Source organism: Janthinobacterium sp. GW823-FHT03B06, assembly GCF_058796955.1.
This window is the reverse complement of sequence record NZ_JBXAJE010000003.1, coordinates 646,477-668,135: the sequence shown is the minus strand read 5'-3', so window position 1 is coordinate 668,135 and position 21,659 is coordinate 646,477. Positions and strand designations below refer to the sequence as shown.

The following is a 21,659-nucleotide window of genomic DNA, read 5'->3' as shown; positions in this document are numbered from 1 at the left end:
TCATTTGCAACAGTTGACCGCTCAGGCGCGCGTCGACAGGGCGCGCAATTCTGCGGCGTTGCTTGGCGACACGCCATCCATCTTGCCCAGAGTGCGTTGCAAGGCTTGCGCTTCGCGCATCTGCTGGCGCGCCAGGCGCTCTTCACGGCTCAGCTTGGGACGCACCACCAGCACCATGGCGCGGGCAATGCCCACCAGCAATGGCTTGAACAGCAGGGCGAAGGCGCCCACGGCAACGATCACCAGCACGAGTTGCAGGGCGTTCAGCAGGGAAATCTCCAGCACGGGTGCGGATACTGCGTACAGGGCGGAGGCGAAGGTAGACATACTGTTCCAGTGCATTATAGAATTTGCCAGTACTATAGTGCAGTGCAACATATAAATCTAATTCCATTTCTTGATACCAATTATATGAATCGTGAATGGAAAACTGTAATATTTTTTAACGAGTGAAAATATTCGTGCCCGGCGCGGTTTACACTCCTAAGTAATCAATTTTAAGTAATCAATTCAACTTTTATCTTGGGCTTTCCATGAGTTTTCTGACGCTGGATCTGAACTTGCTGCGTGTTTTCGACGCCGTCATGACGGAACAAAACCTGACGCGCGCAGCGGGCCACCTGGCGATGACGCAGCCGGCGGTATCGAACGCCATCAAACGGCTGCGCGAGAGCCTCGGTGACGAATTGCTGATCCGCACGGCATATGGCGTGAAACCCACGCCCCGCGCCGAAGCGCTGTGGCCGTCCGTACGCTCGGCCCTGGCCAGCCTGGAAGCGGCCGTCACGCCGGAAACTTTCGATGTGTCGAAGACCCACGCCACCTTCCGCATGGCCATGGCCGACGCGACGGCCGCGTTCTGGCTGCCTTCATTGATGCGCTCGATCGAACGGGAAGCGCCCGGTGTCAACGTGCGCATGATGCCGCTGACGACGCGCGAACCGCGCCCGATGCTGCTGCGCGGCGATATCGACCTGGCCGTGGGCTTCTTTCCCGGCGTGGCGGCGCAATTGTCGAGCGAAACGGGTTCGCCCATCCGCCACGAGCGCCTGTATTCCGGCAAATATGTATGCGTGATGCGGCGCGGCCATCCGCTGGCCGACAAGGAATTGACCCTGGATAACTATTGTGCGGCCAACCATTTATTGGTGAGCTTTTCCGGCCGCGCGCATGGCTTGATCGACGAAGCGCTGTCGCAGATCCACCGCGAACGGCGCATTTTGTTGACGGTCAACCAGTTCTTCACGGCCGGGCGCGTCGTCGCCAATTCCGACCTGATCACGGTCTTGCCGCGCCATCTGATCGCCTCGACGGGCATGACGGAGTCCTTGCTGTACAAGGATTTGCCGTTGACCCTGCCGGCCGTCCACCTGGACATGCTGTGGCACGAACGCGACGCCCGCAGCCCCGCCCACAAATGGCTGCGCAACCACCTGGAAAGCATGAACACGCCCACCCTGCGCACGGCCACGGCGGCCGGCGGCGGCGTGGCACCGAAGCCGCACGTCGAGTAAGTGACTGCCAGCAAAAAAAACGCCTGATGAAACATCAGGCGTTTTTTTATGCGTGATTGCTGGACCGATAACCGATTCTGAAACCGCCCCAGTGCTTGCCCTCGACGTGGATCGGCACGGATAAATCGTGCATGACTTCGCCCGTGTCGCGTTTATAGGTCTGCAACAGGAAGGGCTTGGTGTTGCTGCCGCAGCGCTTGCCCGTACGGTCGCTGAAGATGCGCTTGGTGCGGTTATTCACGATATCGGTCGCGTAGTCGCCCGTCAGCGGCTGGGAAAACTTCTTGTTATGCGTTGGAAAATAGCCATTGTTGTCGACGGCGCCCGCATACGCCAGATGGGGTAATGCCGCCAGCACGCCTTCCTGCAGGTCGGGCAACACCTTGTCCGTAAACGCGTCGAACTTGGTGTTGTGCTTGGGCGGATTAGTGTTCGGGATGGGGCGGTAGTGGCGGTCGAACAGGGCTTCGCGCGTGATGCGGCCCGAGGCGATCGCCTGCTCGAACAGTTTGCCTACCTCGCGCGCGGCGCGCTGGGCCGCCTCGCGGATCTCGTCGTGCGGCGTGGCAACGCTCGATTCGCCCAGCGCGCCGGCGATCACTTCGGCCCGCTCGGCCAGGGCCATGGCCGACTGCGTGGCACGCGGCAATTCGGCATTCGTCGACAACATGCTGTCGCGGATTTGCAGGATGGCGTCGGCGATCAGCTGCGTCGTGTCGACGTGCTCGCGCGAGGCGCGGGCGATTTGCCCGATCTCGTCTTCCGACTCGCCCGACGATTCCTCGATATGGCTGAGCGAGGCATGCACGCTTTCCACATTGCGCGCCGCTTCCGTGACACCGGTCGCCAGCGAACTCATGCCACGTGCGGCTTTTTCCGCCTGTTCATTGATTTCCCGCACCATCACGCTGATTTCATCAGAGGCTTCCTTGGTGCGCTGCGCCAATTGCCGCACTTCGCCGGCCACCACGGCAAAACCGCGCCCGTGTTCGCCGGCGCGCGCCGCTTCGATGGCGGCGTTCAGCGCCAGCAAGTTGGTGCGCGCGGAAATATCGGAAATGGCTTCCGTAAAGCCGGTGATGCGTTTGGATTTTTCCTGCAAGCTCAGCATGTTGCTGGAGGCGCCTTGCGCTTCCTCGCGTGCATGATTGATGCGGCGCAAGCCCTGGTCCACTTCGGCGCGCGCCGCCACGCTTTCCACACGCACACCGGCGGCCACCTTGGCGGCCCGTTCCGCATTGGCGGCGATCTTTTCCGTCATCGCGGCATTTTGCACGGAGCTGTCGGCAATGTCGCTGGCCGTGCGGACGTCGAGTTCCACCTTCTGTTTGACGGAATCGACAAAATAAGAAGTTTCCGCCGCGCCGATCATGATGGCGTCGATGGCGTTGCCCACGGTGCCGGCGAACTCGTGCAAGCCCGGCTCGCCGCGCGCACGGCTGGCCGCCGCCAGCAGCGCGGCGCCGATGGCGGCGGCCACGCAAGCGATCAGATACGGATGGTCGCCGCCCGACAGCAGCAACAGATAGGCCAGGCAACAGGCGATGGCCATGGCCAGGATCGTGAATACAAAGAAACGCACCAGCTGATGCTGCAACTGCTTCATTTGTCCCCCGCTGCGCGAACCCGTCACGTCCCGTTGAAGGGACGTGCTGTAACCGTATGCGGGTGGGCACGATTGCCCGCCTTGCACCCTGAACGTCACGTCTATGCGGCGTTTCAGGCGGCTACCGGATAGCAGATTTGTAGTTCTACCCTACAACATTTGTTCCGATAGCTCAATCAGAAAAGTGGGGCGGCTGCACCAAGGTCACTTAATTGGCAATTTGGTGGTGTTTTTGACCTCTTCCATGACGGCATAAGTGTGGGTTTCCCGCACACCTTTCTGCAACAGCGTCTTGCCCAGGAATTCGCGGTAGGCGGCCATATCCTTGACGCGCGCCTTGACCAGGTAATCGAAGCCGCCGGCCACCATATGACATTCCAGTACCTCTGGAATGATTTGTACGCTATGCTTGAAGGCGTCGAACACTTCCGGTGTCGTGCGATCGAGCACCACTTCGATGAACACCAGCAACGACACGTCGAGCAACTGCGGGTTCAACTGGGCCGTATAGCCCATGATGTAACCGGATTCGTGCAACTTGCGCACGCGCTCCAGGCAGGCGGCCGGCGACAGGTTCACGCGCGCGGCCAGCTCCACATTGCTGATGCGTCCATCGCTCTGCAATTCCATCAAGATTTTCTTACTGATCTTGTCCAGCATTCCTATCACCCCCAAATTAATATTATTTGGTTAAATTGTCGCATCAAAAACTATCTATTGCTAGTCCCCTGTATTACCAGAATTAATCCATAAGAATCCCCTTTACAATCGAATCATCTTAACGTCCGACTTTCTGTATTTTTTTGCACCAAAAAAGAGCAAGAATTACGTCAGTTTTCGTCCCCTTTTTCCTTGTAAAGAGCACTTATGCACCCTGCAGGCCCCTCGGCTTTTACCCCGATTCCTTTTGCTGCGTTCCAGGCAGAAATCCTGCCCGAAGCGACACCCCAGCGCGCCGCCATCACTGCCGCCTATAGGCGCGATGAGGTTTCCGCCGTGCAGTGGCTGTTGCAACAAGTGCGCCCCAGCAGTACCGAAACGATCGCCGAAGGACAAGCGCTGGCGCATCGTCTGGTCTCGAACGTGCGCCAAAAACGCACACGCGCGTCCGGTGTCGATGCACTGATGCACGAGTTCTCGCTATCTTCGGAAGAGGGTGTTGCATTGATGTGTCTGGCTGAAGCGCTGTTGCGTATACCCGACAGTCAAACGGCCGACCGTTTGATCGCCGACAAAATCAGCAAGGGCGACTGGAAGAAGCACCTGGGCGAATCGCCGTCGCTGTTCGTCAATGCCGCCACCTGGGGCTTGCTGATTACGGGCAAACTGGTCAGTACCAGCAGCGAATCGGGCCTCGGTTCGGCCATGACCAAGCTCATCGCCAAAGGCGGCGAACCGCTGATCCGCAAGGGCGTCGACCTGGCCATGCGCATGCTGGGCAATCAGTTCGTGACGGGCCAGACCATCGAGGAAGCGTTGAAGAACAGCCGCGAGAATGAAACGCGCGGCTACCGCTACTCGTACGACATGCTGGGCGAGGCGGCCCTGACGCAAGCCGACGCGGCCAACTACTACGCTTCGTACGAAACGGCGATCCACGCCATCGGCAAGGCGTCGAACGGGCGCGGCATCCGCAATGGCCCCGGCATTTCCGTGAAACTGTCGGCCCTGCACGCGCGCTACAGCCGCGCCCAGCGCGCCCGCGTCATGGAAGAATTGCTGCCGAAGGTCAAAGCGCTGCTGTTGCTGGCAAAACAGTACAACATCGGCTTCAACATCGATGCGGAAGAAACGGATCGCCTGGAATTGTCGCTCGACCTGATGGAAGCACTGGCGTTCGATGCGGACCTGGCCGGCTTCGACGGCATCGGCTACGTGGTGCAGGCGTATCAAAAGCGCTGCCCGTTCGCCATCGATTTCCTGATCGACCTGGCGCACCGCAGCGGCCGCAAGTTCATGGTGCGCCTGGTCAAGGGCGCGTACTGGGATGCGGAAGTCAAGCGCGCGCAGGTTGACGGCCAGGAAGGCTATCCCGTCTACACGCGCAAGGTCTACACGGATGTCTCTTACCTCGTGTGTGCGCAAAAACTGCTGGCTGCCAGCAGCCTGATCTACCCGCAATTTGCCACGCACAACGCGCAAACCCTGTCGACCATCTATACCTGGGCAAAACGCGACGGCATCACCGATTATGAATTCCAGTGCCTGCACGGCATGGGCGAAACCCTGTACGACCAGGTCGTCGGCCCCGACAATCTCGACAAGCCGTGCCGCATCTACGCGCCCGTCGGCTCGCATGAAACCCTGCTGGCCTACCTGGTGCGCCGCCTGCTGGAAAACGGCGCCAACTCATCGTTCGTCAACCAGATCGTCGACGAAAGCGTGGCCATCGATAGTCTGATCCGCGATCCGCTGGAACAGGCACGCCTGCAGGGCGGCTTGCCGCACCCGTCGATTCCGCTGCCGCTGGACATGTTTGGCAGCGAGCGCAGAAACTCGGCCGGCCTGGACCTGTCGAATGAAGACACCTTGCGCACCCTGGCCACCGGCCTGGCGCAGCAGCAGACATGGCAGGCGGCGCCGCTGATCGATGGCGCCGTCAGCCTGAATACGCCGATGCAAGTCATCCACAATCCGGCCCAGCACGACGATGTCGTGGGCAAGGTCATGGAAGCCGGTCCGGCGGACGTGGAAACGGCGCTGGCCAGCGCCAGCGCGTATGCCATGGATTGGCAAACGACGGAACCGTCGGTCCGCGTGCAAGCATTGCTGCGCGCGGCCGACCTGTTCGAGGAACACCATATCGAGCTGATGGCCCTGGCCGTGCGCGAAGCGGGCAAGTCGCTGCCGAACGCGATCGCGGAAATCCGCGAAGCCGTCGACTTCCTGCGCTATTACGCGGCGCAGGTGGAACATGCGCCAAACACCCTGGCGCTCGGTCCCGTCACCTGCATCAGCCCGTGGAACTTCCCGCTGGCCATCTTTACGGGCCAGCTGGCCGCCGCGCTTGCCGCCGGCAACGTGGTGCTGGCCAAGCCGGCCGAGCAAACGCCGCTGATCGCCCACCGCGCCGTGCAATTGCTGCATGCGGCGGGCGTGCCGCGCGGCGCGCTGCAATTCTTGCCCGGCAGCGGAGAAGTGGTTGGCGCCGGCCTGTGCAACGACGCGCGCGTGAAAGGCGTGATTTTCACGGGCTCGACGGAAGTGGCGCAATTGATCAACCGCAACCTGGCCGCGCGCGCCGTGGCCGAAGGCATCGACATTCCCCTGATCGCCGAAACGGGCGGCCAGAACGCGCTGATCGTCGATTCGTCCGCCTTGCCGGAACAGGTGGTGCAGGACGTGATGTCGTCCGCCTTCGACAGCGCCGGCCAGCGCTGCTCGGCCTTGCGCGTGCTGTTCCTGCAAACGGAAATCGCCGACAAGACCATCCATATGCTGAAAGGTGCCATGCAGGAATTGCGCGTTGGCAATCCTGACCGCCTGGCGACCGATATCGGTCCCGTCATCGATGCGGAAGCGCAAGGTAATCTGCTGGCGCATATCAACAAGATGAAAACCATGGCCATCGACCATTATTCGCTCGATTTGCCGACCGTCAAAGGCACGTTCGTTGCCCCGACCGTGCTGGAAATCAAGTCGCTGGCGCAATTGACGCAGGAAGTCTTCGGCCCCGTGCTGCACGTGATCCGCTACAAGCGGGCCGAACTGCCGCAACTGGTGCAATCGATCAACGACAGCGGTTATGGCTTGACCCTGGGAATTCATACGCGCATCGACGAAACCATCGCTTTCATCACCCAGCGCGCGCACGTGGGCAATATTTATGTGAACCGTAACATCGTTGGCGCCGTCGTCGGCGTGCAGCCGTTCGGCGGCGAAGGCAAATCGGGCACGGGACCGAAAGCCGGTGGCCCCCTGTATCTGAAACGCCTGCAGCGCAATGCGCCGGCCGGCGCGCAGCACCAGCGCCAGGCGCCGCCCGCGCTCGACGCGCTGACCGTGTGGGCGAAGATGCATGGCCACGACAAGGTCGAGCAACTGGCGCAGGAATACGCACGCACCACCTTGCTGGGCAGCACCACCGTCTTGCCAGGCCCGACGGGCGAGCGCAATACCCTGAGCTTTGCCGCACGGGGCACGATTCTGTGCGCGGCGGCCACGTCCGGCACCTTGATGAACCAGCTGGCGGCCGTCCTGGCCACCGGCAACCAGGCCCTGGTGCTGGCGCAAGCGCCGGAGCTGATCCCGGGCGATTTGCCGGCCGCGCTGAAGGACCGCATCCAGATCGTCAGCAGCCTCGAGTCCGTCAAGCATGATTTCCAGATCGCCATGATCGAGCCGAGTCTCGATGGCCAGCTCAAACCGCTGCTGGCGGCACGGGAAGGGGCCCTGGTGGGCACGATCGCCACCACGCAGGACGGTGCCATCCCCCTGTGGCGCCTCGTCGCTGAGCGGGCGCTGTGCGTGAATACGACGGCGGCCGGTGGTAATGCCAGTTTAATGATGTTAAGTGTCTAAATTTTAAGCAGGTAGTTAACAAGGAAGGGCAGAACCAGTGGTTCTGCCCTTTTTTTATGCACGCTAGCTGAAACATCAGCCAGCCAGGCGCTGGCATAGCTGCTGAATCACCGCAAACGCATACGGCGAAGCGACGGATTGCACGAAACGCATGAAGTCGACGGCCGCCTCTTCGTTGGCGTTGTCGGAAATGGTGCGCATGACCGTAAACGGCACACCGAGTTCAAAACACACTTGCGCCACGGCGGCGCCTTCCATTTCGACGGCCAGCAAGTCAGGGATATCCGCTTTCAGCTGGTTGATATGCGCGGCGCTGCTGATGAACTGGTCGCCGCTGGCGATCAGGCCGCGGTGTACTTTGGCGTGCTGCAAGCTAAATGCCGCGATATCGGCCGCCTTGAGCACGCTGGAAACATCGTCACGCAGGAAATCTTCCGCGGCAGCTGCCAGTTGCGTGCTCAGTTCCAGGTCCGTGGCGAAGCGCTGCAGTCCCGTCAGCGGCACTTCGAAGCGGGGAAACAAAGGTCGGGCGTCCATATCATGCTGCAGCAGCGATTCTGCCACCACGATGTCGCCCACTTTCACGTGTTTATCCCCACTGCCGGCCACGCCGGTGAAGACGATGTGGGTAACTCCGTACTTTTCCACAAGGATAGAAGCTGTCATGGCAGCGGCAACCTTGCCCAGACGCGACAGGACGCACACAGCGTCGATATTCCAGAGGTTCCCCAGGGTGTAGTCACGCATGCCGTGCGAACGCCTCTGGGGGCCTTGCATGGCTTCTACCAGCCCCTGCTGTTCTTCGTGCAAGGCACTGATGATGCCTAAACGCATTTTTTTGTGTGAATTCATGCTGTTTTTACAGGTTTTTGAGATTGCAAAACGGTTTACAGGGTGAAAACAGCCGTTTCGGTGACTTTTCCACCGTGCGCGTTTGTCTCTGTGTTTTAAATAAAGATGTATACATAAAAATAGTAGTGATAGTAAACGGCCATTTTTTTGTGGATAAGTCGGTATACCATCGAAAAATCATCAACTTAGCGCACAAAAAAGTAGGCGCACAAGCATTGTATCCAGCGAGGACTTGTTTGGGATAAAAATTGGCTTGTGGACAAAGATCGACTTTTCCCACATCTCATCCTGTGGATATGCAGGCACTTATCCACATCAACAAGCAAAAATCCCGTTTTTTCTTGCTGCAGTGACATGTTTGACGGAGTTTGCGTGCACGATTCCTGCCTGGCAATCGAAGCTGAGCGATCATGAACGCTGTTCTTTCACGAACATCGGCATCCAGGTGATTCCTGGAAGACGGTTTGGCAGTGGGTAGTACTGTTGCCGTTGGCTTTTTTTTTGACGGTTTTTGCATGCTTTTTGGAAATATCCCCGGACTTCCGCTTTTTTTGTCGGTTTACAATAGAGCTATATATAAAAATAGTAGTAATAGTAAACGCGTTTTTTTCTGTGGATAAGTCACTTTTTTTCAACAGGATCAACCGTTTACGCGCAAAATAAAGCGTGCATAATCGCTGTATCCCGCGAGGAGCAAAATTGTATAAAATGCGGGCCTGCGCAAAAGTTCGTGTTTACTCACAAGTCATCCTGTGGATATCAAGTGACTTATCCACAATCGTCTTAAATACCCCCTCTTTTCGACATCGCACCGTCTCTTGGCTGAATACCTGGCCAGGACGGTTGACGTTTCCATTTTGCAAAACGGTTTGGCAGTGAAGTGCGCGTGATGCCGGCCGTGCCGGTTTTCGTCGCTCAGTTGTTGGCGCGATTTTTTTTGTCAGTGAAAGCAGCTCGCCGTTTTTTTTTGAAGACAGGCTTGTGAACCTTCCCGAAGGAGAAGGGCAGGCAAAGCGCGCGTTGTCGGGTTTACCTTAACAAGATCGTATACAAGAATAGTAATAGTAGTTAACGGCGACATCTTCTGTGGATAAGTCCTGATTTATCCTTGTAAACAATCGCTTGGCGTACGGATAAACGCTGAGTAAGGGTTGTATCTGCCGGGGATGGTTTTGGGATAAAAAAAAGCGTCCAAAAAAATTTTCGTTTACTCACATATCGTACCTGTGGATATCCATACGGTTATCCACAGCTTGGCGGCCTTGTTTTTGAGCTTAGCGTGACGCTCGCCCATATCGCTGGCCACGATTAATGTCGCCCTGGCCCGGCACTGGTGGTAATCTCAAGGCGGCTCAGCAGCCATGCATGCATGAAGAAAGACAGACTCTGGTAAAGGGACGCGGTGGGGAGACACGCCGCGCGACAGCTTGATGGCATACCGAAAGGAGCTTCATTGGAATCGGCAGGCGAATACGACTACATCATCGTGGGCGGCGGCACGGCAGGTTGCGTGCTGGCCAACCGGCTCACGCGCGACAAGGATGCCAACGTTTTGCTCGTGGAAGCGGGCGGCAAGGACGATTACGTGTGGATCCACATCCCCGTCGGCTATCTGCATTGCATCGGCAACCCCCGCACGGACTGGTTGTATACCACGCAGGCGGACGCGGGCCTGGGCGGGCGCAGCCTGATCTATCCGCGCGGCAAAGTGCTCGGGGGCAGCTCTTCCATCAACGGCATGATCTACATGCGTGGCCAGGCCGGCGATTACGATCACTGGGCCGACCTGACGGACGACGCTTCGTGGCGCTGGGACAAAGTCTTGCCGCTATTTAAACAAAGCGAGGATTATTACGGCGGTGCCTCGGAAAACCATGGCGTCGGTGGCGAGTGGCGCGTGGAAAAACAGCGCCTGTCGTGGGATATTTTGAATGCGTTCCGCGACGCGGCGCAGCAGGTGGGCATCCCGAAAACCAGCGATTTCAATGGCGGCGACAATAGCGGCAGCGCGTATTTCGACGTCAATCAGCGCCGCGGCATTCGCTGGAATACCTCGAAAGCGTTCTTGAAACCGGCCGCGCGCCGGCCGAACCTGACGATCATGACGGGCTGCCACGTGGAACGTCTGCTGCTGGAAACGACGGAAACGGGGCCGCGCTGCACGGGCATCGTGTTTACGGGCGGCGGCACGCAGTGGCAGGCGACGGCCAAACGGGAAACCTTGCTGACGGCGGGTGCCATCGGTTCGCCCCAATTGCTGCAATTGTCCGGCATCGGCCCGGCCGCCTTGCTGCGCGAACACGGCATCACGCCCGTGCTGGACTCGGCTGGCGTGGGCGGCAATTTGCAAGACCATTTGCAGCTGCGTATGGTGTACAAGGTGCAGGGCGTCAAGACCTTGAACGTGATGGCCAGCAATATCGTCGGAAAAATGCAGATCGGCTTGCAATATGCGCTGTTCCAGAGCGGGCCCATGTCGATGGCGCCGTCGCAGCTGGGGGCGTTCGCCAAGTCCGACCCGCAGCAAGCCACGCCGAATCTGCAATACCACGTGCAGCCGCTGTCGCTCGACAAATTCGGCGAACCCTTGCATGCGTTTCCCGCGTTTACGGCCAGCGTCTGTAATTTGCGTCCCACCTCGCGCGGCCATGTGCACATCGCCAGCGCCGACAGCTATGCGGCGCCGAAGATCGTGCCCAATTACCTGAGTACCGAGCAGGACCGCGCCGTGGCGGCCGACGCCTTGCGCCTGACGCGCGCCATCGCCGCCGCGCCGGCCCTGAAAAAATTCGCTCCCGAAGAATACAAGCCGGGCGTGCAATTCCAGAGCCAGGAAGAGCTGGCGCAGGCGGCCAGCCAGATCGGCACCACCATCTTCCACCCGGTGGGCACCTGCCGCATGGGTCTGGCCAGCGAGGCCTCTAGCGTGGTCGACAGCTCCCTGCGCGTGATCGGCGTAGATGGTTTACGTGTCGTCGATGCCTCGATCATGCCGTACATTACTTCTGGTAACACGAACTCGCCCACCGTGATGATCGCGGAAAAAGCGGCGCAAATGATACACGCGGCCTGGAAATAGCGGGGCAAGCGTGCGAGTTTGCGCCATTCGGGCTGGCGAAAAATCCCCGTAGTTATACTGTATTGTGCGTTAAATTTAAGTTGTGTATTATAAAAATGACTAAGTAGTACAAAAAGTACAACTAGGAGACACGATGTCAAACGTAATCTTGGAAACAAGAAATTTGACCAAGGAATTCAAGGGTTTCACCGCTGTGAGCGAGGTGAACCTGAAGGTAGAGCGGGGCCATATCCACGCCTTGATCGGTCCTAACGGCGCCGGCAAGACCACGTGTTTCAACTTGCTCACCAAATTCCTGGTCCCCACATCCGGACAGATCCTGTTCAATGGGAAAGATATCACGGCCGCCAAACCGGCCCAGATCGCGCGCATGGGCGTGATCCGTTCCTTCCAGATTTCCGCCGTCTTCCCGCATCTGTCCGTGCTGCAGAATGTGCGCATCGGCTTGCAGCGCCAGCTCGGTACCTCGTTCCATTTCTGGCAAAGCGAACGTGCCTTGAACCAGCTCAACGACCGCGCCATGGCCTTGCTGGCCGAAGTCGACCTGACGGAGTTTGCCGACACCATCACGGTCGACATGCCCTACGGACGCAAGCGGGCGCTGGAAATCGCCACCACCCTGGCGATGGAGCCGGAAATGATGCTGCTCGATGAACCGACGCAAGGCATGGGCCACGAAGACGTGCACCGCGTCACCGAGCTGATCAAAAAAGTGTCGGCCGGCCGCACGATTTTGATGGTGGAACACAATATGAGCGTGGTCTCTGGCATCTGTGACAAGATTTCCGTCCTGCAGCGCGGCGCCATGCTGGCCGAAGGCAGTTACGCGGAAGTGTCGCGCAATCCGCAAGTGATGGAAGCCTACATGGGCACCACCCACGCCGAACTGGAAGGGGCGCATTGATGGCGACACAAGTAAATGGCGGCGCACCCGCGCTGGAAATTACGCAACTGCACACCTGGTATGGCGAATCGCACATCCTGCACGACGTGAACCTGAAAGTGGAGCAGGGTGAAGTGGTGACTTTGCTGGGCCGCAACGGCGCCGGCCGCACGACCACCTTGCGCGCCATCATGGGGCTGACGGGCGCACGCACGGGCTCCATCAAAGTCAATGGCAGCGAAGCGATAGGTTTGGCCACGCACAAAATCGCCCACCTGGGTATCGGTTACTGTCCCGAAGAGCGCGGCATTTTCTCGTCGCTGTCGACCGAGGAAAACCTGCTGCTGCCGCCGACCCTGGCCAGCGGCGAGAAGGGTATGTCGGTGGAGGAAATCTACGCCATGTTCCCGAACTTGCAGGAGCGCCGCCACAGCCAGGGCACGCGCCTGTCGGGCGGGGAACAGCAGATGCTGGCCGTGGCGCGCATCCTGCGCACGGGCGCGCGATTGCTGCTGCTCGATGAAATTTCTGAAGGCCTGGCGCCCGTCATCGTGCAGGGCCTGGCGCGGATGATCACCACCCTGAAGGAAAAGGGCTACACCATCGTCATGGTGGAACAGAATTTCCGGTTTGCCGCGCCGCTGGCGGACCGGTTTTATGTGATGGAGCACGGTCAGATCGTCGAGACTTTTGCTGCATCCGAACTGGAAGCCAAGATGCCGGTATTGACCGAGCTGCTTGGCGTGTAATGCCCATGTAGTTCCGTATCGTCGTCGAGCAATCGTTTAAATAGCAAACAATAATCCCAACGGAGACACTATGAAACGTAACGCTATCGCCATTGCCACCGCCACTCTTTGCGCACTGGGCTTTTCCGCCGCCGCGCACGCCCAGGTATCGGGCGATACCATCAAGATCGGTTTTATTTCCGACATGTCAGGCGTGTATTCCGACGTCGACGGCCTCGGTGGCGCGGAAGCCATCAAGATGGCGATCGCCGATGCCGGCGTGGTACTGGCCGGCAAGAAGGTGGAATTCATTTCCGCCGACCATCAAAACAAGGCCGACATCGCCGCCTCGAAGGCGCGTGAATGGTTCGACCAGCAAGGCGTCGACATGCTGATCGGCGGCACCAATTCCGGCGCCAGCCTGGCCATGGCCAAGGTCGCGGCGGAAAAGAAGAAAATCTTCATTGCCATCGGTGCCGGCTCCTCGCGCCTGACGAATGAAGAATGCACGCCATACACCGTGCATTACGCCTACGACACAGTGGCGCTGGCGCGCGGCACGGGCGGCACCATCGTCAAGCAGGGCGGCAAGAACTGGTATTTCATGACGGCCGACTATGCGTTTGGCCATTCGCTGGAAAAAGACACGGCCGAGGTCGTCAAGGCGGCCGGCGGCAAGGTGCTGGGCAGCGTCAAGCATCCGCTGGGCGCGTCCGATTTCTCGTCCTTCCTGCTGCAGGCGCAAGCGGCCAAACCGCAGATCCTCGGCCTGGCCAATGCGGGCGGCGACGCCATCAACAGCATCAAGGCGGCCAACGAGTTCGGTTTGACGAAATCGATGAAACTGGCCGGCTTGCTGATCTTCATCAATGACATCCATTCGCTGGGCCTGAACCTGACGCAGGGCATGTACCTGACGGACGGCTGGTACTGGGACTTGAATCCTGAAACGCGTGCCTGGTCGAAACGCTATTTCGCCAAAATGAAGAAGGAACCGTCGATGCTGCAGGCGGCCGACTATTCGGCCGCGGCCAACTACCTGAAAGCCGTCAAGGCCGTCGGCACGGATGACACCGAGAAAGTCATGGCGTATCTGAAAAAGACCAAGATCAACGACATGTTCACCCAGAATGGCGAAGTACGCCCCGATGGCCGCATGGTGCACGATATGTATTTGATGGAAGTCAAGAAACCGTCCGAGTCGAAATACCCATGGGATTACTACAAGGTGGTCGCCACCGTGCCCGGTGCACAGGCGTATGTGACCAAGGCCGAATCGAAGTGTTCGCTGTGGAAGTAACGCTGTAGCAATCCCTGTGGATCGCCCGCCGCCGCGCGGGCGCTCTGTCCTGCATGCGCTTCGCTCGCAGGGTTCGCCTTGCGCCGCCGCACCCGTTTGCGGTGGCGCGTTTCCCTTGATACCACACCGCTACCCGGCGGTGCTTTTTATACTGTGATGCCATGGAAATTTTCGGCGTTCCATTACAAGCGATGATGAGCCAGCTGCTGCTGGGTCTCGTCAACGGCTCGTTCTATGCCATGTTGTCTCTCGGTCTGGCCGTCATCTTCGGCTTGCTCAACGTTATTAATTTCTCGCACGGCGCCATGTATATGATGGGTGCCTTCCTGGCCTGGATGGGCCTCAGCTATTTCGACATCAATTACTGGGCCATGCTGGTCATCGCCCCGATCCTCGTCGGCCTGCTCGGCATCCTGATCGAAAAGACCATGCTGCGCTGGCTGTATAAACTCGACCACCTGTATGGCTTGCTGCTGACGTTCGGCATCACCCTGATCATGGAGGGCGTGTTCCGCTCGTTCTATGGCGTCTCGGGTCAGCCGTATGCCGTACCCGAAGCGCTGGCCGGCGCGACGGACCTGGGCTTCATGATCTTGCCGAACTACCGCGCCTGGGTCGTGATCGCCTCGCTTTCCGTTTGCCTGGCCACCTGGTTTGTCATCGAGAAAACCAAGCTCGGCGCCTACCTGCGGGCCGGCACGGAAAACCCGAAACTGGTGGAAGCGTTCGGCATCAACGTGCCGTTGATGGTGACCTTGACCTTCGGCTTCGGCGTGGCGCTGGCCGGTTTCGCCGGCGTGCTGGCCGCGCCGATCATCCAGGTTTCGCCGCTGATGGGCTCGAACCTGATCATCGTCGTGTTTGCCGTGGTGGTGATCGGCGGCATGGGTTCCATCATGGGTTCCATCCTGACGGGCCTGGGCCTGGGCGTGATCGAGGGCCTGACCCGCGTGTTCTACCCGGAAGGCTCGGCCACCGTGGTGTTCGTGGTGATGGTCATCGTGCTGCTGCTGCGTCCCGCCGGCCTGTTCGGCAAAGAAAAGTAATCCTCATCAGTCATGTATTGGAGCTACCACGATGAATAAGAATGTAGGCTACGCCATTGCCCTGCTGCTGGCGTTGGCGGCCCCGTTTTACGGCTATCCCGTCTTCCTGATGAAGTTGCTGTGCTTTGCCCTGTTTGCCTGCGCGTTCAACTTGCTGATCGGCTACACGGGCTTGCTGTCGTTCGGCCATGCGGCCTTCTTCGGCGGTGCCGGTTATGTCACCGGCTATGCGCTGCGCACCTGGGGCTGGCCGACGGAACTGGGCTTGCTGGCCGGCGTCGCCACGGGCGCCTTGCTGGGCCTCGTGATCGGCGGCCTGGCGATCCGCCGCCAGGGCATCTACTTTACGATGATCACCCTGGCGCTGGCGCAGATGGTGTACTTCCTGGCCTTGCGCCTGCCGTTCACGGGCGGCGAGGATGGCTTGCAGGGTGTTCCACGTGGAACCTTGCTGGGCACGATAGACCTGGCCAACGACACGGTGTTGTACTACGTCGTGCTGGCCATTTTTGTCGCCGGCTTCGCCCTGATCGTGCGCACCATCCATTCGCCGTTCGGACAAGTGCTCAAGGCGATCAAGGAAAACGAACCACGCGCGATCTCGCTCGGCTACGACGTCAACAAGTACAAGCTGATGGCTATCGTGCTGTCGGCGTCGCTGGCCGCGCTGGCCGGCGCCACCAAGACGCTGGTGCTGGGCTTTGAGACCCTGACCGATGTGTACTGGGGCATGTCGGGCCTGGTCGTGCTGATGACCTTGGTGGGCGGCATGGGCACCTTGTCCGGTCCCATCCTCGGCGCCGTATTGATCATCGCGCTGGAAAACAAGCTGGGCGATGTCGGCACCTACCTGGCCACGCACACGGGCATCGAGTGGTTCGGCACCCTGGGTGAATCGGTGGGCATGGTCACGGGCGTGATCTTCGTCATCTGCGTGCTGCTGTTCCGGCGCGGCATCGTCGGCGAAGCCATCGCGCGTTTCGGCGGCAGGAATGCCAAAGCCGCTGTCTGATTTTCAAGCAACGCCGGACGGATCGTCCGGCGTTTTTCATTGTGCGTCCACTGTTACTTCAACGGAGAGAACCACCATGCAAATGACGATCACGCGCGCGGGCACTGTTGGCACGAGCCTGTGCACCCTGCTGGCGTTGGCAGCCTGCGGCAGCAACCATGCGCCGGAAGAACTGAACCAGATGCCCAGCTACCTGGGGACGATTGCGCGCGCCGACTACGACGGCAAGACGAACGATCTGCTGACGGCAGGGCTGGGCAAGACGGGGCTGGCGGGCGCCACCCCCGCGTATGCGAATGCGGAACAGCCGACGCCGCTCGAGCTGCGCCGCAATGCGATCTATGCCAATTACCGCGCCGTGCTCGACATCGCCGCCAACAGCGGCTACGGCACCCTGTACGGGCCGAACGTGGATGCGGCCGGCAACGTGGGGCCGGGCGAGGGACTGGTCGCGGGCAGCGAATACATCGCCTATGCCGATGATGGCACGGGCAAGAAAAATGTCACCCTGATGGTGCAGGTGCCGGCCAGCTTCGACCCGGACCGCGCCTGCATCGTCACGGGCACGTCCAGCGGCTCGCGCGGCATTTACGGCGCCATCGGCAGCTCGGGCGAATGGGGCCTGAAAAAAGGTTGCGCCGTGGCGTATGCGGACAAGGGTTCCGGCACGGGCCTGTATGTGTTCGAGGACGACAGCGTCAACCTGCAGAACGGCGTGCGCGCGGGCAGGGTCGCCGCCGGCAAGAACGCGCTCTTCGCGCCCGACTTGAGCGACGCGGACCGGCTGGCCTGGTCTGGCGCCTATCCGAACCGCATCGCCTTCAAGCATGCGCACTCGCAGCAGAACCCGGAGAAGGACTGGGGCAAGGTCACCTTGCAGGCGGTCGAGATGGCGTATTACGTCTTGAATGAACGCTACGGCGTGCTGGCCCGCGACGGCAGTTCGCGCATCGTGCGCTTGACGCCGAAGAACACCATCACGATCGCCTCAAGCATTTCCAACGGCGCTGGCTCGGCCTTGCTGGCGGCGGAACAGGATACGAAAGGCTTGATCAGCGGCGTGGCGGCCAGCGAACCGCAAATCCAGCCGGTGGCATCTAACGCCTACAGCGTGCGCCAGGGCGGGGCGGTGGTGGCCAATCCGGGCCGCGCGCTGTTCGACTACGCCACCTATGCGGCCCTGTATCAGCCGTGCATCGCTTCCGTGGCCGGCAATGCGGGACGCTGCACGGCGCTGGTGGCCAAGGGCTTATTGAACGGCGCCGACCTGGCGGCGCAGCAGGCGGACGCGAAGCAGCGCTTGCGCGCGTATGGCTGGCTGGTCGATTCCGATCCGCTGCAGGCTTCGCACGCGGGCACGAACATCCTCGTGGCCGTCACGTATGCGTATGCCTACGGGAAATTTTCCGTGACCGATAAAGTCTGCGGTTTCACGTTTGCGCAGACGGACGGCAGCGGCAATCCGATCGCGTTCACGTCGGCGCAAAAGGCGGCCAGCTTTGCCGCGCAAAACGGCATCCTCGGCAATGTCGTGTACGAGAACAGCGTGGGCGGCGCCAAAGTCTACACGGCCGGCGTGTCGCCATCGACCAGCCTGGCGGACCAGTCGCTCGACGGCTTCCTGTGCCTGCGCAGCCTGGCGACGGGGCGCGATGCCGTCAGCGGCGCCAACTTGCAGGGCACCCTGGGCGGGCAGAGCGTGCGCGTGCGGGCTGGCATGGCCGAAGTCGCGGCCAGCGGCAAGTTGAACGGCAAGCCGGCCATCATCGTGCACGGCCGCAGCGACACCTTGATTCCCGTCAATCACGCCTCGCGTGCCTATCTTGGCCTGAACGCCGCGGTGGAAGGGGCAAATAGCCAGCTGCGCTATATCGAGGTGACCAATGCCAACCATTTCGATTCCTTCAGCAGCGCCTTGCCGACCCTGATCGTACCGCTGCACGTCTACCTGAACCGGGCGCTGGACGCCATGTATGCGCACTTGAACGCCAAGCAAGCCTTGCCGCCATCGCAGGTGGTGCGCACGGTGACGCGTGCCGATGCGTCGACCCTGATCACGAATGTCAACGTGCCAGCGATCGCCACGGCGCCGGCGCCCGCCAATGCCGTCAGCGTGACGGGGACTGTCGTCGATATTCCCAACTAGCCAGTATCGTTGGTGGAACCTGCGGCCACGTTTCACGTGGCCGTTTTTATTCCCAGGCCGACTCGGCGATCTGGCCCAGTCCCTGGAAGACGGGCTTGGAAAACCAGTAGCCCTGCATCAGGGAAATGCCGCAGCTGGCTAGGAAGTCGCGCTCGGCGCGTGTCTCGATGCCTTCGGCCAGCACGCGGATACCGAGCTCACGGCACAGGCTGGCGATGGCGCGCACGATCGCCTGGCGCGGCGCCTGCGTATCGATGCCGCGCACCAGGTCCATGTCGATCTTGATGATGTCGGGCTGATATTCGGCCAGCAGGTTCAAGCCCGCATAGCCGGCGCCGAAATCATCGATGGCCGTCTGGAAACCGAAGCGCCGGTAGGCGCGGAAAATCTCGACCAAGTGGGGACGGTCTTGCACCCGTTCGCCTTCCGTCACTTCAAAGATGATTTTATCGGTGGGGAAGCTGTGCAGCCTGGCCGCTTCCAGGGTGCTGCGGATGCACACTTCCGGACGGTAGACGGCGTTGGGCAAAAAATTGATCGACAGGAAGCCCTGCATGCCGAGGCGCGCTGCACCGGCCACGGCCTTGACGCGGCACGCCTGGTCGAAGCGGTAGCGGTTGGCGTCGTTGACTTGCGCCAGCACGCTGGCCGCGCTTTCGCCGTTCGGGCCGCGCACCAGCGCCTCGTGCGCATAGATGCTGCGCGTGGCCAGATCGACGATGGGCTGATAGGCATACTCGAAGGCAAACGGCAGCGGCGCGCTGTCATGGCAGCCGGCACAGGCACCGTACGGAAAGTGGGTGCTGTCGGGATGAATGGGGATGTCGGGAGGCGTCATGGCGTCAGTGTAGCTGGGTGGGTTGGCAGATTCCGTCTGCTGGTTCACAGTGCGGCCGCATAGATGGCGCGCGCATCGGCGCGCGTGAGGGGACGCGGATTGTTGCCCAGCAAGCGCGTTTGCAGCATGGCTTCATCGGCCAGGCGGTCCAGGTCGCCGGACGTGATGCCCACTTCGCGCAGAGTGCGCGCGATACCGGTAGCCACGGCAATCTCCTGCATGGCGTCGATCAGGGCCTCGGCCCGCGCTTCCTCGCTGCCCGTGATGCCGGGTTGCAATACGGTCGCCAGTTGCGCATACAGGGGCGCCGCATGGGATAGATTAAAACGCAGCACGTGCGGCAACACCAGCGCGTTCGACAGGCCATGCGGCACGTGGAACAGGCCGCCGATGGGATAGGCGAGCGCATGTACAGCGGCCACGGGCGCATTGGCAAACGCCTGGCCGGCCAGCATGGCGCCCAGCAGCATGGCTTGCCGCGCCGGCAAGTTGCTGCCATCGCGGCAGGCTGCGAGCAAGTTGCTGGAGAGCAGCGACAGCGCCTGGGTGGCCAGCATGTCGGACAAGGGATTTTTCAGCAGGCGGCTGGTGTACGCTTCGATCGCATGCACCATGGCGTCGATGCCGGTGGCGGCCGTTACGGCGGGCGGCAAGCCCAAGGTCAGCGTGGCGTCGAGGATGGCCAGGTCCGCATACAGTTGCGGCGCGACGACGCCCATCTTGCTGGTGGCGCCCGTGGTGACGATGGCGATGTGCGTGACTTCCGAGCCCGTGCCGGCCGTCGTCGGCAATTGCACCAGCGGCAGGCGCTGACCGTGCACGTTGCCGATGCCGTACAGCTGGGTCAGTTCCTGGTGGCCGGGCGCCAGCACGGCGATCAGCTTGGCCACGTCCAGCGAGCTGCCGCCTCCAAGGCCGATAATCAGTTCCACGTGAAACATCTGCGCCTGGGCCACGCCAGCCAGCACGACGGTTTCGGGCGGATCGGCTTGCACATCGGAAAAGACATGCGCCTCGATGCCCGCCGCTTGCAAGCTGCGCAGCGGTGCATCGGCCAGACCCGTGCGCAAAAAGCCCGCGTCGGTGACGAGCAGGGCGCGGCGCACGGTGGGGAAGTGGTGGGCGATATGGGCGCCCAGTTGGGCAGCGGCGCCCGGTTCAACGATCAGATGCGGCACGGTACGGAACTGGAAGGCGGACATGCATGCTCCTGACAGTGAAGACAGAAGTCCAGCATACTCCGCTTTCCTGCCCCGTGCCTGTTTCACGTGGAACCAAAAGCGGAGCTTACTCCCACTCGAGCGCGCCGCGCTTCCATTCATAGGCCAGGCCAATGGCCAGCGCGCCGAGAAAGCCCATGACGGCCCAGAAGCCGGGCAAGCCCAGTTCGTTGACGTTGGCCGCCCACGGCATCAGGAAGATCACCTCGATATCGAACAGGATGAACAGGATGGCGACCAGGTAGAAGCGGATGTCGAACTTCATGCGCGCATCGCCGAACGCCTCGAAGCCGCATTCGTACGGTGACATTTTTTGCGGATCGGGCTTGTGCGGCCCCAGTACGCGTCCCAGCAGCATGGGCACGATGCCGACCAGGATGCCGATCAGAATGAACAGCAGGACGGGAAAATAGTGTTCGAGGAGCATGGGGATTCCTCTCAGTGGCTCGATGACAGTTTCATCAGCACGATGCCGCACACGATGAGCACGGCGGCGAACACGCGCATAGCATTGACTTGTTCGCCCAGAAAGACGATGCCGACGATAAAGGCGCCGACGGCACCGATGCCCGTCCAGATGGTGTAAGCCGTGCCCAGGGGCAGGGTGCGCATGGCCAGCGACAGCAAGCCGAAGCTGGCGATCATCATGACGACGGTTACAACGGAGGGAGTGAGTCTGGTGAAACCCTCGGAGAGTTTCATCGAGTATGCCCACACGACTTCAAACATGCCGGCAATTATTAACAGTATCCAGGCCATGGCGGCTCCTATACAGAGCGGGCCGTCCCGGTGTGTTCCCATGATGGGGGAGGCCGTCCTCCTGGATGATCGTCGCGCTGGCCACTGGCGTGAGCACGGGGCGAACGATGCGGCAATTGTAGCAAACATTGCCGGACCCCGCAGCGCGGCGCGGG

The 21,659-nt window shown here is 60.5% G+C and carries 17 protein-coding genes; 9 read left to right on the top strand and 8 right to left on the bottom strand.

Annotation, left to right across the window (positions count from 1 at the left end):
- Positions 1-21: 21 nt before the first annotated feature.
- Positions 22-327, bottom strand: coding sequence for a hypothetical protein (locus tag AC1RBA_RS14075; protein ID WP_070218913.1), 306 nt, complete (start codon positions 325-327; stop codon positions 22-24).
- A gap of 206 nt (positions 328-533) precedes the next feature.
- Here AC1RBA_RS14075 and AC1RBA_RS14070 point away from each other — a divergent pair, with 206 nt between their 5' ends.
- Positions 534-1,514, top strand: coding sequence for a LysR family transcriptional regulator (locus AC1RBA_RS14070; RefSeq protein WP_034783859.1), 981 nt, complete (start codon positions 534-536; stop codon positions 1,512-1,514).
- Positions 1,515-1,560: 46 nt separating this feature from the next.
- On the opposite strand, the gene AC1RBA_RS14065 is transcribed toward AC1RBA_RS14070, so the two are convergent.
- Both AC1RBA_RS14065 and AC1RBA_RS14060 read right to left on the bottom strand, forming a co-directional pair.
- On the bottom strand, positions 1,561-3,120 hold the full coding sequence (locus tag AC1RBA_RS14065; protein WP_492418695.1) for a methyl-accepting chemotaxis protein: 1,560 nt from the start codon (positions 3,118-3,120) through the stop codon (positions 1,561-1,563).
- Positions 3,121-3,324: 204 nt separating this feature from the next.
- Complete coding sequence (locus tag AC1RBA_RS14060; RefSeq protein WP_010393827.1) at positions 3,325-3,780, bottom strand: Lrp/AsnC ligand binding domain-containing protein; 456 nt, start codon at positions 3,778-3,780, stop codon at positions 3,325-3,327.
- A 207-nt stretch (positions 3,781-3,987) separates the two neighbouring features.
- Between AC1RBA_RS14060 and putA the strand changes: the two genes are divergently transcribed.
- Positions 3,988-7,641, top strand: a complete 3,654-nt coding sequence (putA, locus tag AC1RBA_RS14055; protein ID WP_492418693.1) for a trifunctional transcriptional regulator/proline dehydrogenase/L-glutamate gamma-semialdehyde dehydrogenase — start codon at positions 3,988-3,990, stop codon at positions 7,639-7,641.
- 75 nt (positions 7,642-7,716) lie between these two features.
- Here putA and AC1RBA_RS14050 read toward each other — a convergent pair whose 3' ends face one another.
- Positions 7,717-8,475, bottom strand: a complete 759-nt coding sequence (locus AC1RBA_RS14050; protein ID WP_492418804.1) for a 5'-methylthioadenosine/adenosylhomocysteine nucleosidase — start codon at positions 8,473-8,475, stop codon at positions 7,717-7,719.
- 1,471 nt (positions 8,476-9,946) lie between these two features.
- Here AC1RBA_RS14050 and AC1RBA_RS14045 point away from each other — a divergent pair.
- The 7 genes from AC1RBA_RS14045 to AC1RBA_RS14015 all read left to right on the top strand — a co-directional run bounded on the left by AC1RBA_RS14045 (position 9,947) and on the right by AC1RBA_RS14015 (position 18,687).
- Positions 9,947-11,572: a GMC family oxidoreductase gene (locus tag AC1RBA_RS14045; protein WP_492402470.1), complete on the top strand. Its 1,626-nt coding sequence runs from the start codon at positions 9,947-9,949 to the stop codon at positions 11,570-11,572.
- Positions 11,573-11,705: 133 nt separating this feature from the next.
- Positions 11,706-12,476: an ABC transporter ATP-binding protein gene (locus AC1RBA_RS14040; protein ID WP_035823437.1), complete on the top strand. Its 771-nt coding sequence runs from the start codon at positions 11,706-11,708 to the stop codon at positions 12,474-12,476.
- Complete coding sequence (locus AC1RBA_RS14035) at positions 12,476-13,204, top strand: ABC transporter ATP-binding protein (protein ID WP_492418691.1); 729 nt, start codon at positions 12,476-12,478, stop codon at positions 13,202-13,204. The genes AC1RBA_RS14040 and AC1RBA_RS14035 overlap by 1 nt, the downstream gene beginning before the upstream one ends.
- 70 nt (positions 13,205-13,274) lie before the next feature.
- Entirely contained in the window at positions 13,275-14,483 is a 1,209-nt protein-coding gene (locus AC1RBA_RS14030; protein ID WP_492418690.1) for an ABC transporter substrate-binding protein, read from the top strand.
- Between the two features lie 161 nt (positions 14,484-14,644).
- The gene (locus tag AC1RBA_RS14025; protein ID WP_070218919.1) at positions 14,645-15,529 is read left to right on the top strand and encodes a branched-chain amino acid ABC transporter permease; all 885 of its coding nucleotides are present in this window, start codon (positions 14,645-14,647) and stop codon (positions 15,527-15,529) included.
- Between the two features lie 31 nt (positions 15,530-15,560).
- Entirely contained in the window at positions 15,561-16,541 is a 981-nt protein-coding gene (locus AC1RBA_RS14020) for a branched-chain amino acid ABC transporter permease (protein ID WP_492418688.1), read from the top strand.
- A gap of 82 nt (positions 16,542-16,623) precedes the next feature.
- The gene (locus AC1RBA_RS14015) at positions 16,624-18,687 is read left to right on the top strand and encodes a 3-hydroxybutyrate oligomer hydrolase family protein (protein ID WP_492418802.1); all 2,064 of its coding nucleotides are present in this window, start codon (positions 16,624-16,626) and stop codon (positions 18,685-18,687) included.
- A gap of 46 nt (positions 18,688-18,733) precedes the next feature.
- On the opposite strand, the gene AC1RBA_RS14010 is transcribed toward AC1RBA_RS14015, so the two are convergent.
- The 4 genes from AC1RBA_RS14010 to sugE form a co-directional block, all read right to left on the bottom strand.
- The gene (locus AC1RBA_RS14010) at positions 18,734-19,525 is read right to left on the bottom strand and encodes an EAL domain-containing protein (protein WP_492418686.1); all 792 of its coding nucleotides are present in this window, start codon (positions 19,523-19,525) and stop codon (positions 18,734-18,736) included.
- Between the two features lie 44 nt (positions 19,526-19,569).
- Positions 19,570-20,727: an iron-containing alcohol dehydrogenase gene (locus AC1RBA_RS14005; RefSeq protein ID WP_492418684.1), complete on the bottom strand. Its 1,158-nt coding sequence runs from the start codon at positions 20,725-20,727 to the stop codon at positions 19,570-19,572.
- A gap of 85 nt (positions 20,728-20,812) precedes the next feature.
- Positions 20,813-21,172, bottom strand: a complete 360-nt coding sequence (locus AC1RBA_RS14000; protein ID WP_492418682.1) for an NADH-quinone oxidoreductase subunit A — start codon at positions 21,170-21,172, stop codon at positions 20,813-20,815.
- Positions 21,173-21,183: 11 nt separating this feature from the next.
- Positions 21,184-21,504, bottom strand: a complete 321-nt coding sequence (gene sugE, locus AC1RBA_RS13995; protein WP_492418680.1) for a quaternary ammonium compound efflux SMR transporter SugE — start codon at positions 21,502-21,504, stop codon at positions 21,184-21,186.
- Positions 21,505-21,659: the final 155 nt, after the last annotated feature.